Raw genomic sequence first — 13,823 nt, 5'->3', positions numbered from 1 at the left:
CCAACATCCCAAAGAACACGGGGAGCGTGACATTTTTGAATTGCGAATGTGAGACATTTTAGCCCGGCGCCTACAAGTAAAATACGCATAATCAATATTATGGAACATTTAATATAACCACAGAAACAGCGGAGTTACGGTCCAACGGGACACTTTGAAACGTAAATTCTCATCGTGTGATATCGACACTGGTTTGCAGTCATCACCTCCGCATCGCACATTGAAACAGTCCACGCTCGGGATCTATGCGCAGAGATCGTCCAGGTCTGCGTCAATGATCTGACGAGCGGTCTCGTAATCAAAACCAGCGCGGCACATCGCAGCGATGTCTTTTAAGCGCCGGTCATCCCGTTTAGCCTGATCACGGAACGGTCCGAACCGTCGGCGCTTTGCATAAGCGATCGCGGCTGTCCGATCTTCCGACGTGTCTTCGGCCATCACAGCTTCGATAATGTGTGCTGAAACGCCTTTGGCCCGCAGTTGTGCTTCGATCTTCTTCGTCGACTGGCCTTTTCGCCGAAGGCTCGCCAGTTTCATCTCTGCAAACCCGCGGTCATTGACCATGCCATTGCGGACGCATTTGGCGACGATGCCTTTGATGAGATCGCTGTAATCGTCCGCCACCAAATCGAGCGCATGACACGCGCGGGCAACCTTCCGTTCAAGCACTTTCCGTAAATTGGCTTCGGTGCTCGCGTACCGCTCAAGATAGTGAACCGCGGACCGGGTCAAGCGGTCTTCTGTCGGGATCTTGTATCGCCGTTCAGCCGGCATCCGCCGCGATCCTGGGCATGGTTTCCGCCAATGCACCGTCGATCAGAACTTGAAGACCATCAAAAGCCGGCTCGATGCCATCCGGCAGCTCAGCTTTCAGTGTTTCATAGTCCAAGTCGTTGTGAAGATTGGTGAAAATCGCTTTTTTGGGCGCAAGGTCCTTTGACCAGCTGAGCGCGTCGTCCAAATTGAAATGGCTGGGGTGCGGATTGCGGCGCAAACAATCCAAAATAAGCAGATCCAACCCGGTCAAAAGATCGAAACTTTCACGCGAAATATCCGAAACATCAGGGACATAGGCCGTGTTTCCAATCCGAAACCCAAGCGCATTGATTTCACCGTGCGTAACTTCAATCGGCAAAAACTCAAGGCCCCCGCCAGGGCCGTCGATCGCAACCGGCATCCCCGCCGTCATACCATGCCGATCGAGAATGGGTGGATAACTGGATCCCTTGGGCGTTTCAAAACAATAGCCGAAGGCAGACATCGCTTTGTCGAACGTCGGGCTATCCATGTAGACCGGGATCCGCCGCCGATCACGGACCATGAACGCCCTCAGATCATCAATCCCGTGAAGATGGTCTGCATGCGCATGGGTATAAAGCACAGCATCCATGCGTTGAACATCAGCACCAAGAAGCTGATCGCGCAGGTCCGGGCCCGTGTCTATCAACACCGTTGTGCAGCCGTTATCCCCAAACTTTTCCACAAGTAGTGAACAACGCCGCCGCCGGTTCTTAGCCTCCTTAGGATCGCACTTTCCCCAATCGTTCCCAATCCGTGGAACGCCGCCGGAAGACCCGCAGCCGAGGATCGTCAGCCGGACACTCATGCTGCGCCCGCTACTTCGTTGGAAACACTTTCCGGCTTCGGTACTTTTCTGAAAAGACGGAAGAAATTCTCTGTGGTCTGTCGGGCGATCTCTTCTTCGCTCACGCCGCGAACCTCCGCCAAAATGGCAGCTGTCATCGCAGTGTAAGCTGGCTCATTGCGCTTGCCGCGTCTTGGTTGGGGGGCAAGGTAAGGGGCGTCGGTTTCCACAAGCAACCGATCGGCCGGCAGCTCCCGGGCGATGTCGCGCAACTCCAAGGACTTCTTGAACGTCAGGATGCCGGAGAACGATACGTAGAAACCGAGTTCAATGCCGGTGAGGGCAAGATCGCGACCGGAGGAGAAACAGTGCAGCAAGGCAGGGAAGGCCCCCTTCCCCGTTTCCTCGCGTAGGATCGCCGCCATGTCGTCGTCCGCATCGCGGGAATGAATGACCAAAGGCAAACCAGTCTGCCTCGCTGCCTCGATATGGATCCGCAGGCCTTCTGCCTGAGCGTCCCTCGGCGCCTTGTCATAAAAGTAATCGAGCCCGGCTTCACCAATAGCGACAACTTTCGGATGCTCAGTCAGTCGGACAATTTCGTCGACGGGGATACCGCGTTCAGTGCCTGCATTGTGCGGATGGGTGCCGACAGAACAGTAGACCTCAGGGTAGGCTTCAGCGATGGCGCGCACCTGATCGAACTTTCGGATATGGGTGCAGATCGTCACCATCAACTCAACGCCCGCATCTTTTGCCCGGGCGATGAGCTCGTCACGTTCGCCGTCAAAGTCAGGAAAATCGAGGTGGCAGTGGCTGTCAACAATCATGGAATGCCGTTCTGAACGTTTCAGGTGGTGTTTTCAAAAAGGTACATACGGTGCTGGTAATTGAAAAACCAGACATCAAATTTACGCAAGTTATGTCCGTACGGACCGGAGATTCAAAAAGAAATCCAGAACAACCTGTTTGCGGTCGAGATTAAGCGCATCAGATTCTACAATTGCTTTTTGTGTGCCTTCCCAGAGTTTCACATAGGCATAGGCGGCGCCGGTGCCGGCTGCAATCGACCGGCGCATTTGACCATGCAGCCAGGTTTCTGCAACGTGTTGAAAGCTCTCCCAGTTGTCGGTTTGACCGCGCGCGGCAACCAGATCGGACAAGGCATGAAGCGCTTTCAAATCCATCTGACTGCCGGCTTCTGCGAGTTTTCTCGTGCCCTGGGCGATCGCTAAACCATCGCCTGCCAAGAGCGTCAATGCTGCTCTTAAACTGCCATCGGCGGTCTGGGCGATTTCAGATAGTCCCCTGGAATCGGGGATCGCATGTCCGGCAAGATCGCGCAGACCGTTGGCGATGTCGGTTTCAGAGAGCGGCGCCATGTCCACCCGTCGGCATCTGGACCTGATCGTGGGGAGCAACCGCCCCGGCGCATGGCTCAAGACGAGGAACAAACACCGTTCAGGTGGTTCTTCAAGTATTTTCAATAACGCATTGGCAGAACTTGCATTCATATCGTCAGCGGCATCAACGATACAGACCCGCCAGGCCCGCGCCGATGCAGTTGTTCCGAAGAAACTAACGGTTCGGCGAACCTCATCAACGGGAAGATCGGCCTTGAACCGTTTACCCTTGTCATCCCAGGGCCGGCGCAAATGCAAGATGTTCGGATGCCCGCCTGCAGCGACCTGCCGGACGACAGGATGGTCTTCGGGAACACTGAGATCGTGCACCATCGCTGCTTGCGGTCCGAACCGGTCCGGATTGGCCAGAACAAACTTGGCGAAACGAAATGCCAGTGTCGCCTTGCCGATACCCTTCGGCCCGCCCAGGATCCAGGCGTGGTGCAGCCGCTCTGAGCGGTAAGCGTCCAGAAGGCTCTTCTCCGTCTCACCATGACCAATCAGAACGTTGCGCTGGTGCGGCAGTGGGATACCCGGCAGGGCATCGACCTCTGGAGTTTCAACAGGTTCGTTTCTGCGCGCCAAAGTCAGTCGGCCTCCTGCGCCAGAGTATCTCGGTTCAACTGATCCTGAAAGGCAGCCTCGACTGCGGATTGAATGGATGTGCTGACAGTCTCCAAATCCTTCGATCCATCGATGACGGCAAAGCGGTAAGACTCTTCCGTTGCCAAATCCAGAAAACGCTTCCGGCGGCCTTCGTGGACACGAAGAGCCTCGCCCTCGAAGCGGTCCGGCCCACCGCTTGTGTCTGTCTTCGCGCGTTCCTGCACCCGAGCCAGGCCGAGTTCCGCCGGCACATCAATCAGGATTGTGAGTTCCGGCCGGACACCGGCCACGGCTGCGGTTTCCAAAAGCCTCAAATAGTTCAGATCTACGCCCGCTTCCCCCTGGTACACTAACGTGGAGTCCGAATAGCGGTCGCACAGGACCCAATCGCCACGTTCCAGCGCTGGCTTGATCAACGTATCCACATGATCTGCACGCGCGGCTGCAAAGAGCATGGCTTCGCCGCGTGGACCGAGATCACGGGCTTCACCGGACAGGAGCATGGCGCGAATTTTCTCGGCGCCGGGCGACCCGCCTGGCTCACGCGTAACGACCACCGTCTTGCCCAGGCTTTCCAGAAAAGTCTTCAACCGGGCAATTTGGGTGGACTTGCCAGCCCCCTCACCGCCTTCAAAACTGATAAAGTGTCCCTGCACCTGGTTCCGGCCCTGTTTTCTTTTTCCGCTGTTTGCCTTGCCGGGCCGAACGGGGGTTTGTCAACCGGCGGGTCTCAGGATTTTGTTATCCGATCCAGCCAAACAGAAGTTCCTGCACGCTGTCCAGCGCCTTGCCGACGAGGCCGCCTTCCGGAACGGATGCGCCGGTGACGAGCGGTGCCCTGTGAACCACGCCGTCCTGGCCGATTACCTGAAGTTCTCCGGCAGGGGCGCCAGCTGCAATCGGCGCTACAAGTGGGCCTTGATAGACTACGCGCAGCCGGTATTCCAGGGTTCCGCCGCGCGGCAGAAATACATCAATATCTGCTTCAGATATTAGTGGGACAGTGCCGTCGACACCACCAAAAACACGGCCTTCGGCCACCATTTCTCCGGCTGGAAAGACGGTTTTAACGGCATAAAATTCCCAGGTTCCCTCAAATATTTCTTTCAAGGCGGCCAGGCGATGGTTGTCTGATGTGAGGCCGGCAACTGCGGCTATGATCCGGCGGCCATTGCGGTCAATGGATCCAAGGCCGGAATATCCGTCTTCCGAATGTGCACCGCCGCCAAGTCCATCAAGATTGCGGATTTCCCCAAGGAGCGGGTTCTTGTTGCGCTGGAAGATGTTGTTCCAAGTGAATTCGGGGATTGCGAACATCGCATACCGGTCGGGATGCTCTTCGACGATGTATTCACCGAGGCGCACCTGATCGCGCACCGTCGTGGTGCTGACGGCTTCTTCGTATCCGGTCGGATTGCCAAAGCTGCTGTTCACCATACCGATTTCGGCAGCGAGCGTGTTCATGCGGTCCGCAAAGGCGGCCTCGGAGCCGTCCAGACACTCAGCCAGAATGATCGCGGAGTCGTTGCCGTTATGAACCAAAAGGCCCTTCAGCAAGTCCTCAACGGCAATCTCTGACTTGATTGCGGCGAACATAGTGGCACCACGGCCAGACGGGGCCCCGCCTGTCCGCCATGCGTGTTCGCTGACAGTGCACAGTTGATCCGGCGTCAGTTCGCCGTCCGACAACGCCTGAAAAACCGTCGCCGCGGTCATGACCTTGACCAAAGCCCCCGGCGCGAAGGAAACGTCAGCATCCTTCGCGAACAAAACTGTGCCGGATGCGGGCTCATAAAGAAGTGCTTTCGGCGCCTTCGTGGTGAGCTGCTCTGCCTGAACGCTTACATTAGCAAACAAAGACACCAAGACCGCAGCAGAGCACCTTGTAAGGCCGGACAAGCAGTTTGGTATCAGGTTTGGGATATGCGGCATGCGGCTGAAGATACGTCGCATCATCAGCCCCGATCACTCAATCCAGAGCTGCCTGGCGAGCAAGCAACTTCAAGGACAAACCGGACCTGGACACAAAGGAGAGCATCTCATGGGCATCCGACACACGCCGGTTCGCCATGTAGGAAGAGATTGCACTTCCTGGGGTCAGACCCTGCTCAGCCGGTACAGTCAACGTGCCAAGCACGCCGCTTTCCGGTGCATAGGCTGCCGGTTGCGGCTCAAACCGATTGTTGGCTGCCACCTGAACATTGCTGGAGCCAGCTTCGAAGGCGATAGCCGGATCAAACGCGGCTGCAATCGTGGTTCCAGGTGTTGCCACGGACGCAAGCGTTGCAGACGGCCTGTATGGCCGCGGTGGCGGGGCTTGTGTCGGACCAACAACAAGGCGCGGAGCATTTTGGGCAATCAAAGTGCCCGGACGGCTAGTGCCGGGCTGAACAGCGCCTGGACCGTTATACGACGCCATCAGGTAGGTTTCATCCTGACCATGAAGCGGCGCGCGGCCAACATACTCGACCTTGACCTTGGCAACACCGGCACTTTTGGTGTCCAGCATGTTGGCGACCCGCTCAGACAGATCAATGATGCGGTTGCCGTGGAATGGCCCCCTGTCATTGACCCGCACAATCATGGACCGGCCGTTGTTCATGTTGGTGACACGGGCGTAGGACGGCAGCGGCATGGTGGTGTGCGCAGCTGTCAGTGCGTTGCGGTCAAAGACCTCACCGTTCGCGGTTTTACGGCCATGGAACGTCGGCCCGTACCAGGATGCCAGCCCAACATTTTTATAGTTCGGCTCGTGTTTCGGGTAATACCACTTTCCGGCAATCTTATATTTCTTGCCAACGACGTAGCGACCGCCGCCTTTGGGAACAGGTTTTCCGGCGGCAACCACTTTCGGGCTGCCTTTAACGCCATACTTTTTCGGGCTGAATTTCGCTTTTTCTTGTGGCGCGGATCCGCAGGCGGCGACAAATCCGGCGGCGGCTGCAACCATCAAAATGGTGCGCACTTGCCGCATCACAGAACCCGTTCGGTCATTTCGTGAAGAAACAATGCCAGTGTCTTCGATAGACTTGTCATCCAAGCGCCAAGTCTGCCCGCCGATCCCATGCATCCCGCCATCCTACTCACAACGCGCTGGCAGCCCCTGAGCTCACGCGACTATTGATCCGGCCGTCCGGCAACCGGTTTCAAAGGTGTGCCCGGCAACTTGCCGGAATCTTAGACGCACTGCCCCCGCGATGCATCCCAAACCACACGCCATGTAACGGCAAACGTCTTACTTCAAAGTAAACCGCCCGTCGACCCTGCAATAACGCCGAATGCACGCAGGAGGAACCTTTCCACCGGTTCGTTTGACGGAAAAGCAAAGCCGCGAACCCTAAGTCCCTGCAAAGGCGAACTAAATTATGTGGATCGTCAAGCGCTACAGGTTGTTGCTCAAAGGTCACGGGCTCAGATTTATCGCCAAATGGACAGGATGTGACACACGTCACAACGTATATTTGGGCTACCTCGTAAGGTGTGTTCATTGCTGGTGACCGCCCTGTCACAAGCAATGCTGGACCCACCTCCAGCTTAAGGCCGCCGGTTCGACCCCTGCCCACGACACTGGATCGGCGGCCCCTTCGACCCTCCCGGGTGTTGGTCTTTAGATGGTTGCCTCACAGCCCCCCATCCAGGCCGCCATTTCAATCAACGCCCGGGACGGTCCAAACAGTCTCAGTTTTGTTTTACGAACGCGTGTTTCGGCCCGGCATAAGGCGCGCGGACGATGGCAGTCGATGGACAGTCTTGTGGGCAATCACCCCGAATTCTGATTTCCCTGCTTGACTTTGAAGGCAAGACCGGGGAAACGGGTGCTCTCGCATGAGCCTTTCAGGCTTTTGCTCTGCGCCGGAGGGGTGGCAGAGTGGTCGATTGCAACGGTCTTGAAAACCGTCGAGCGTGCAAGCGTTCCGTGGGTTCGAATCCCACCCCCTCCGCCAGCAGCCCTTCCCAGACACTCCCCAAATGACCCAAAAAGCCTTGTAAAAACAGGGTTTTTGCGCTTATGGTTTCCCAACTAGTCCCAAACATACCCGGTTTATCTCTTGCAAAAACGGGTACGGAAGCGGGTGCGGGTATTGAAAAAACCGGGTATGGGGTGGAGAGAGCATGCTAACCGATGCAAAAATCAGGCGGATCAAGTCACCCGAGAAACCAACGAAGGTTACAGACAGCCACGGCTTGCATTTGTATCTAACACCGGCTGGCGGCCGCTTTTGGCGATACCGTTACCAGATCAAGGGAAAAGAAAAACTCTTGTCCCTCGGCGAATACCCAAGCCTGAGCCTCGCTGAAGCCCGCCACGCAAGAGACGAAGCAAAGGCCATACTCAAGAGCGGCAAAGATCCCGCAGACGCCAAACGGCAGCGCACAGCGCAACAAACCGCAGACCAAGAAAACACTTTCGAAGTGATCGCGCGGGACTGGTTTGACCTCAACAAAGATCAATGGACCGAGAAGCACACCAGCGATGTCTGGCGATCCCTTGAAAAGGAAGTGCTGCCCGCGATCGGCCAAATGGCGATCAAAGAGATAACCGCCCGCCAGGTTCTTGAAATGCTCCGCGTCGTGGAAAAACGGGGCGCGAAGGAAACAGCTCGCAGGATCCGCCAGCGTGTGTCGGCCGTGTTTGTTTTCGGGATTGGCTCCGGCGTCTGCGACAATGACCCAGCAGCGCAGGTGGAGAAGGCTATGGCGCCCATCAAGCGCGGCCGCCAACCCGCGATCACGGATCTGGAGGAATGCCGGGCAATTGTCAGAGCAGTTGATACCGAGCCCGCGCATCCGGTCACAAAGCTTGCCCACCGCATCCTTGCTCTAACTGCCATCCGCCCCGGAACCCTGATCACGACTCCCTGGTCGGAATGGCAAGACCTGGAGGAAAAGGATTGCATCTGGACCATTCCCGCGGCGCGGATGAAGCTGCGCAAACAGTACAAGGAAGATGAAAACCGCGATCATCTGGTCCCGCTCTCTCGGCAAGCCGTTGAAGCGATCGCCACCTTGAGAAAAATCACGGGCCGCGGGCCGCTGGCATTCCCGAACAGCCGCCACGCACACAAGCCAATGTCCGAGAATGCGATCGGATACCTTCTCAATCGCGCCGGATACCATCACCGCCATGTTCCACACGGCTGGCGCTCATCGTTCTCAACGATCCTCAATGAGGTGTATCCAGATGAACGGACAGTGATCGACTTTTCGCTTGCCCACGTCCCAAAGGACAAAGTTGAAGCCGCTTACAATCGCGCGCTCTATCTTAAGCAACGCACGCGCCTCTTTCAGGAATGGGCGGATATGCTGATGGAGGACCAAATGCCATTGGCGCAAGTCATTCATTTGCCCCGGAAAACGCCCAACTATGGCCGCCAGGCAAAAAGCGACGGGTAGGATTCCGGTCGGGGCCTCCAAACTCAAATTTCCCCTTTGTTTTTATTGATCTTTTCGGACCTAATCGTCCCACTTTTTTCCACGGCCGTGAAAGTGGGACACTTTTGTTCCTTTTCTGATCCATGACAGGCGATGGAAAGTCGCCCTATAAACACGCCATGAACATCACTTGGAAAAAGACTTGGCCGGATCGGGACAACGACGGCACCGCGCAATGCGATTCCCTGCCCGACATCTCAGCCCGCGTTTATCTGGAGAACGGCGGCCGGCATTGGTACTGGTTCGTAAATGGGAAGGCCGCTATCAGCCGCGGCCAGGAAGATACGAAGGCCGCAGCCAAGTCAGCCGTCGAGATGGAGTTTGAACGGCTGCTGAATGCCGATGACTACTGAGAGAGCCCGCGCACAACGCCACCGATGATCATACCAACGGTCTCACTAACTGCAGCACGACCAGCCTCACCACCAGCATCTGATACAGCGTCACGAAGCTTGGCCCCGAGCGAGCCTCCCAGGCTGGCCGGATGCGCATTCATAACTGACAGAGACTTGCTGGTAAGGACATACCTGCGGCTCCCAACATCGCGGACAAAACCCTCATCCACGAGCCACTTAACAACGTGTCGATGAAGGAATTTTAACTCTTCTGATTTGTCTTCACCGTCGCCGTCTTTGATCTTTTCGACAGTTACACCCATTTCGTCGTATGAAGAAAAACGTAGACCAGCCGCTTCATAGAGCGCCTTAGTATCCACCTGCCTTGGAGAAGGAAACGAGCGATAAAGCTCGTCCAAAAGAGCGCCCGTCATTGAATTGAAAATCGTAATATTATCATGCATCTCTAAGCACCAACACACTGCTCATCAGGATCTCTAATACGGCTACTGATCTCTAAAAAATCGGTCTCCGAGTAGCGTACAGAGGGATCACAAATGCTCAAAAGCCACTCGCCATACTTGAGACAAGCGACATGCCAGCCATAGCGAGGATGTTTCACCCAGTAATAACCGTCGATGCGCATCTGAGCGGCGCTCATAGCCCCAGAAGGCCCTGGATGTACGCAGCGAGAACATCGCTTGTCAGGATGATGTATGTGGACGCCACCACCAGAAACTCAGCTCGCGTCATCGGCTTTTCCAGCATGCCCAAGCTCCCTCAATTCAAACCAATCGCCTCACCCAACCAGCCCGACCAACTGTGAAACTCAGACCAAACAAGAAGACCAACACCGGCACAGAAGACGACAAGCGCAAAATACGCGGCAACGTTTTGACCTGTATCTTCATGCACTTGAGATAACCTCCGTCACTTCGAATAAAGTCTTTTGTACCGTATAAGCTCGCGAATGCTGCTTTCCTCCTGTGGATCGGCGGTGCGCGCCAAGGCTTTTTCCAGCTCTTCAACCGTACTGTGCGATCCCCAGGGCTTTTCTTTAGATTGGTCGTTCACGGCTCCCTCCTCCTTTTACAAACTGCGAAAGACTTCTGAAACACGATCCATGCGCTGCGCGAGTTCGATCTCGTTGGAAAATTCCCCTTCGAAGAACTTTGCCGCCTCGCCTGTTTCAGCATCCATCAAGGTGCGGTCTCCAAGTAACCCCTGTGAGCGAGGCATTCGAACCACAAACGACATATCAAAAGGCCGGTATTCAACGAGCGCTAGGCGCGGATCTTTTGACCTCCGGAATGCGTCATCGTTTCTGGCCTCTGCGTTGATCCTTGCCATCGTCCCGGCTCCTATGTTCCAAATCGAATTATGGGAATAACCACGACAAAACCACGATCACTCCGCAGAACGCTAAACCGCAGAAAAGGATTAGCGTATGCCACTCCATTGTGCTTAAGCCCCAATACCAAGGAGTCTCGCCGTCCATAGTCTTCGAAAGGCGCTTTGCTTTTTCGTTGCGGCTACGTCGCTTCATTTCTTCGGCCTTCCAGTTCCACGGCCAGAATTCCCAAACGTTTTAATCGCCTTAGAGACTGTCCACCCCTTGCCCATTGCAGCCGCAGCGGCGGCGTTGGTCGGATAGTCAATCGAATTCTTCCAGATCCCGAAGAGCCGCTGATGCTCAACAGGCTCCAGCGGCTTTGCCTTCGGCCTCCCCGGCCCGGCTTTCTGCCGTTTGTAGCCGGACAGATCCGTGAAAGCTTCGGCAACAGCAAGGGCTGCATCCCCTGGGTTGTCGCACGTTCTGCCAGTGTGAACCTCTATGACCTTCACCTTCTTTTCCACGAGCGTTTGAAGGATTTCCTTCAAGGCTGTGCGCGGTGCTTTAGTCCCTAATTCCTGCTTCGGCGGCACCAGGGCAACCAGCCGATAGACGATCAGGACGTTGCCAGGACGCAGCGCATTAAGAAGTTCGGCCAGCCCGATATCACTGCCCCGACGCTCTTCAACAAGCTTCAGCTCATCGTCACCGGCATAGGCGGTCAACGCGGCTCTTTGATCTGCCAATTTCAGACCCGGACGGGTGCGAGCAAAACCATACATAAAACGTTTCATGTCCCGATTGTTGTCACACTCATAACATTTCCGCAATATTTATGCAATGTTTCTTGCACTGTTTTAGATAAAGTGTTAAGATCGGTTTACGAATTCAGAAATCCCAAGCGAAACCGTGATGCTGACAGCCCGGATACACAGAGAAGTTCGGGAGATAGTTGCGGGAGTAGGCCATCTGAAGGGCGGTCTTCAGGCCCTAGGCGCGAGGGGAAATCTCGTCAGAGGCCACCCTGCCGCAGCCGGTGAAATCCCGGCACCGAATTCAAGAAGGGAAAGGCCGTGACCACAAAACTCGATTGGACGCCGGTGAGACGCGGCGATGTCTATTGCTCGCCAAGGTGTGGCGCTGGCTGCACATGGAAAGCCTACCAGACCGCCGTTCAGCGCGCCGATGACCTTGCCGAGCGCATGGGTGATGGCTGGGAACCGCGCATATGGGAGAACGGCGGCTGGCACTACAGCGTTCGAAAAGGGAGGATGGAGATACACCCCCGGCATGAGTATTCGACCGATCACGAGCGCGCAATCAGCGGCTATTGGGCGAGTTTCGTATCCAGTATTGGCCAGTTCCACCAAGACGCAAAAGACCCCTTGGAGGCTTACGGGATGGTCATGCAGGAGTTCCGCACAAAGCACGCCATCGCTTTAGAGGAGGCGAACGAGGTGGCGCTATGACCAAACCACCTTCAGGTCGCACGATCATGCCGCCCTACGGCACCCATTCACCAATGATCAAATAGAGGCCGCTATATCGTCTGACAGACCAGCCCACTGGATTGCCTCGACTTTAAACGGCTTCTTTATAAACTTCGCCATATCCGGGCCTCTATTTGATCATCGTTGAAAGGGTGCCGTAGGGCAGCGCAAACGGGCTCTCTTCGGCGGCATCAATTGCGTCTGCGGCGCGTCTCAAACATGCTGCTGCGCCTTCATTCCTTACGTGCTGGAAATGCGCGAGCGGAGCGTTCCGATTGATCCGCACAGCGTAGTCGTGCGGCTCGTCATCTGGCCTGTCACCTTCGGTGATGTTTTGGGTCCAAAGCATCTTCCGGGCCTTTATCTGCTGTTCATCGGGAGGGCGGGGTGCGCTGTCCAATGAGTGTGATACCCAGGCCAATCGCTATCTATTGGCTGGCCGATCCAAGCCGGTTCTTCGACCGGGAATTTCCACCATGTCACCGGGCCGTCATCCTCGTGCCATTCGTCCAGCGTCCGGGCTTGGAATATTGAATGTGTGGCTGTGCGGTTCATGCCGTTCGGGCCTTTCTGATTACGCTTCAGCGGGCTTGCTTACCCACGTAAATTCGATCTTGGTTTCAACCGTGAAATCGACGTTGCAATTGGCGCAAACGAAATCATGCTCGCCTTCTGCGTAGGCATACGTTTCGAACAGATCGCCTTCAGACGCCGAATGGAAATGTCCGCAAGAGGGGCAGTGAACGCCCTCATTGGATTCAATTTCGCCGTCCTCGCCCTCATGCCGGTGACGCATTGCCCTGATGTTTGAAATATATGCATCGATGTCTATCATCGTCCGGGCCTACTGAGTCACAGGTTGAAAGGGCGGGATTTCAGGCAGTGGCGACCAGTGCGTGTAGTCGTCCGCGCGCCACCCGAATTCATCGCCAGACTGGCTGACAAACTCACCAGCATCATTGATGTGGCCGGAGTTCATTTCGAAGTGCGAGGGCGTCTTGTTAATGTGGTTCACAACCCACACGCCGCGCAGATGCACTTCGCCGTCGCAGCCGGGGGCATTCTCAATATCTGTTCGCCATTCCATGACAGGGGCCTCTATTTTACGGTTTTCATAAGGTCTTGAATTGGACCTGTGTTCCATTCCTCGAAAAGGTCAGTAAAGGACTGATCTGCGCTCTGGCTTGGCGAGCTTCCCCACTCATAAGCGGTGGCGCTGTCTTCGCCCTGCCGAACACCAGCGTCATAGGCTTCTCGGAGTGCGCCGCGCAGCTTAGGCTCCACTGACCTAAGCCTCTTTATCTCTTCAATCGCACTCTGAAGCTCTTGCACGCTCGGCGCGTCGTAAACGTCAGGAGAGCCGGTGTAGGCAACCAGTCTGTCCAGATGATCGGTCATATACGGGCCTTTCTTATATCACTCGGTTATCGACGGTAGGCGCTTCGAAATCCTCGTGGTCTTCAGTGACCAAAAAATGCACACTCGGCATCGCGGATAGCATCGAACAGTTGCCCCTAACCAGATTTGCAGCTTCCTCAAGTTCTGCTGCCAAGGCTTCACGGCTTTTGCCGTGGGCCTCAAGCTCAATGCTGTAGGTGGTCATCTGGGGCCTCTATTGTTCGGTTTTCGGGCGCACTA

General features: G+C 55.7%; 18 protein-coding genes and 1 tRNA gene. 4 read left to right on the top strand and 15 right to left on the bottom strand.

Features of this window, described 5'->3' with window-relative positions:
• Window positions 1–243: 243 nt before the first annotated feature.
• The 7 genes from RBB44_RS10395 to RBB44_RS10365 all read right to left on the bottom strand — a co-directional run bounded on the left by RBB44_RS10395 (window position 244) and on the right by RBB44_RS10365 (window position 6,664).
• Window positions 244–774, bottom strand: coding sequence for a regulatory protein RecX (locus RBB44_RS10395; RefSeq protein WP_306147296.1), 531 nt, complete (start codon window positions 772–774; stop codon window positions 244–246).
• Window positions 764–1,606: an MBL fold metallo-hydrolase gene (locus tag RBB44_RS10390; RefSeq protein WP_306147295.1), complete on the bottom strand. Its 843-nt coding sequence runs from the start codon at window positions 1,604–1,606 to the stop codon at window positions 764–766. Before RBB44_RS10390 ends, RBB44_RS10395 begins: the two co-directional genes overlap by 11 nt.
• On the bottom strand, window positions 1,603–2,415 hold the full coding sequence (locus tag RBB44_RS10385; protein WP_306147294.1) for a TatD family hydrolase: 813 nt from the start codon (window positions 2,413–2,415) through the stop codon (window positions 1,603–1,605). Before RBB44_RS10385 ends, RBB44_RS10390 begins: the two co-directional genes overlap by 4 nt.
• A gap of 90 nt (window positions 2,416–2,505) precedes the next feature.
• Window positions 2,506–3,573 (bottom strand): DNA polymerase III subunit delta', encoded by a 1,068-nt coding sequence (locus RBB44_RS10380; protein WP_306147293.1) that lies wholly within the window; start codon window positions 3,571–3,573, stop codon window positions 2,506–2,508.
• A gap of 2 nt (window positions 3,574–3,575) precedes the next feature.
• Window positions 3,576–4,250: a dTMP kinase gene (tmk, locus tag RBB44_RS10375; RefSeq protein WP_306147292.1), complete on the bottom strand. Its 675-nt coding sequence runs from the start codon at window positions 4,248–4,250 to the stop codon at window positions 3,576–3,578.
• An 85-nt stretch (window positions 4,251–4,335) separates the two neighbouring features.
• Window positions 4,336–5,457: a D-alanyl-D-alanine carboxypeptidase family protein gene (locus RBB44_RS10370; protein ID WP_306147291.1), complete on the bottom strand. Its 1,122-nt coding sequence runs from the start codon at window positions 5,455–5,457 to the stop codon at window positions 4,336–4,338.
• A gap of 106 nt (window positions 5,458–5,563) precedes the next feature.
• Window positions 5,564–6,664, bottom strand: a complete 1,101-nt coding sequence (locus RBB44_RS10365; protein WP_306147290.1) for a septal ring lytic transglycosylase RlpA family protein — start codon at window positions 6,662–6,664, stop codon at window positions 5,564–5,566.
• Window positions 6,665–7,448: 784 nt separating this feature from the next.
• Here RBB44_RS10365 and RBB44_RS10360 point away from each other — a divergent pair.
• From RBB44_RS10360 to RBB44_RS10350, 3 genes are all read left to right on the top strand, one after another.
• A tRNA-Ser gene (locus RBB44_RS10360) sits at window positions 7,449–7,538 on the top strand.
• Window positions 7,539–7,707: 169 nt separating this feature from the next.
• Complete coding sequence (locus tag RBB44_RS10355) at window positions 7,708–8,988, top strand: integrase arm-type DNA-binding domain-containing protein (RefSeq protein WP_306147289.1); 1,281 nt, start codon at window positions 7,708–7,710, stop codon at window positions 8,986–8,988.
• Window positions 8,989–9,146: 158 nt separating this feature from the next.
• Window positions 9,147–9,380, top strand: a complete 234-nt coding sequence (locus RBB44_RS10350) for an ATPase (RefSeq protein WP_306147288.1) — start codon at window positions 9,147–9,149, stop codon at window positions 9,378–9,380.
• Here RBB44_RS10350 and RBB44_RS10345 read toward each other — a convergent pair.
• The 3 genes from RBB44_RS10345 to RBB44_RS10335 all read right to left on the bottom strand — a co-directional run bounded on the left by RBB44_RS10345 (window position 9,374) and on the right by RBB44_RS10335 (window position 11,489).
• Entirely contained in the window at window positions 9,374–9,826 is a 453-nt protein-coding gene (locus RBB44_RS10345) for a hypothetical protein (protein WP_306147287.1), read from the bottom strand. The two genes, RBB44_RS10350 and RBB44_RS10345, sit on opposite strands and share 7 nt — an antisense overlap.
• Window positions 9,827–10,292: 466 nt before the next feature.
• The gene (locus tag RBB44_RS10340; protein WP_306147286.1) at window positions 10,293–10,436 is read right to left on the bottom strand and encodes a hypothetical protein; all 144 of its coding nucleotides are present in this window, start codon (window positions 10,434–10,436) and stop codon (window positions 10,293–10,295) included.
• A gap of 468 nt (window positions 10,437–10,904) precedes the next feature.
• Window positions 10,905–11,489 carry a hypothetical protein gene (locus RBB44_RS10335; protein ID WP_306147285.1) on the bottom strand — a complete coding sequence of 195 codons (585 nt, stop codon included), beginning with the start codon at window positions 11,487–11,489 and terminating at the stop codon, window positions 10,905–10,907.
• A 279-nt stretch (window positions 11,490–11,768) separates the two neighbouring features.
• Here RBB44_RS10335 and RBB44_RS10330 point away from each other — a divergent pair, with 279 nt between their 5' ends.
• Entirely contained in the window at window positions 11,769–12,164 is a 396-nt protein-coding gene (locus RBB44_RS10330; protein ID WP_306147284.1) for a hypothetical protein, read from the top strand.
• Between the two features lie 151 nt (window positions 12,165–12,315).
• On the opposite strand, the gene RBB44_RS10325 is transcribed toward RBB44_RS10330, so the two are convergent.
• The 5 genes from RBB44_RS10325 to RBB44_RS10305 form a co-directional block, all read right to left on the bottom strand.
• The gene (locus RBB44_RS10325) at window positions 12,316–12,534 is read right to left on the bottom strand and encodes a hypothetical protein (RefSeq protein ID WP_306147283.1); all 219 of its coding nucleotides are present in this window, start codon (window positions 12,532–12,534) and stop codon (window positions 12,316–12,318) included.
• A 225-nt stretch (window positions 12,535–12,759) separates the two neighbouring features.
• Window positions 12,760–13,020 (bottom strand): hypothetical protein, encoded by a 261-nt coding sequence (locus RBB44_RS10320; protein ID WP_306147282.1) that lies wholly within the window; start codon window positions 13,018–13,020, stop codon window positions 12,760–12,762.
• 9 nt (window positions 13,021–13,029) lie between these two features.
• Entirely contained in the window at window positions 13,030–13,272 is a 243-nt protein-coding gene (locus RBB44_RS10315) for a hypothetical protein (protein ID WP_306147281.1), read from the bottom strand.
• 11 nt (window positions 13,273–13,283) lie between these two features.
• Window positions 13,284–13,583 (bottom strand): hypothetical protein, encoded by a 300-nt coding sequence (locus RBB44_RS10310; protein ID WP_306147280.1) that lies wholly within the window; start codon window positions 13,581–13,583, stop codon window positions 13,284–13,286.
• A 13-nt stretch (window positions 13,584–13,596) separates the two neighbouring features.
• Window positions 13,597–13,788: a hypothetical protein gene (locus RBB44_RS10305; RefSeq protein ID WP_306147279.1), complete on the bottom strand. Its 192-nt coding sequence runs from the start codon at window positions 13,786–13,788 to the stop codon at window positions 13,597–13,599.
• Between the last annotated feature and the right edge of the window lie 35 nt (window positions 13,789–13,823).

The sequence above is a fragment of the Roseibium sp. MMSF_3247 genome (assembly GCF_030733765.1).
Taxonomy (GTDB): Bacteria; Pseudomonadota; Alphaproteobacteria; order Rhizobiales; family Stappiaceae; genus Roseibium.
This window is presented reverse-complemented; position numbering and strand designations above follow the sequence as displayed.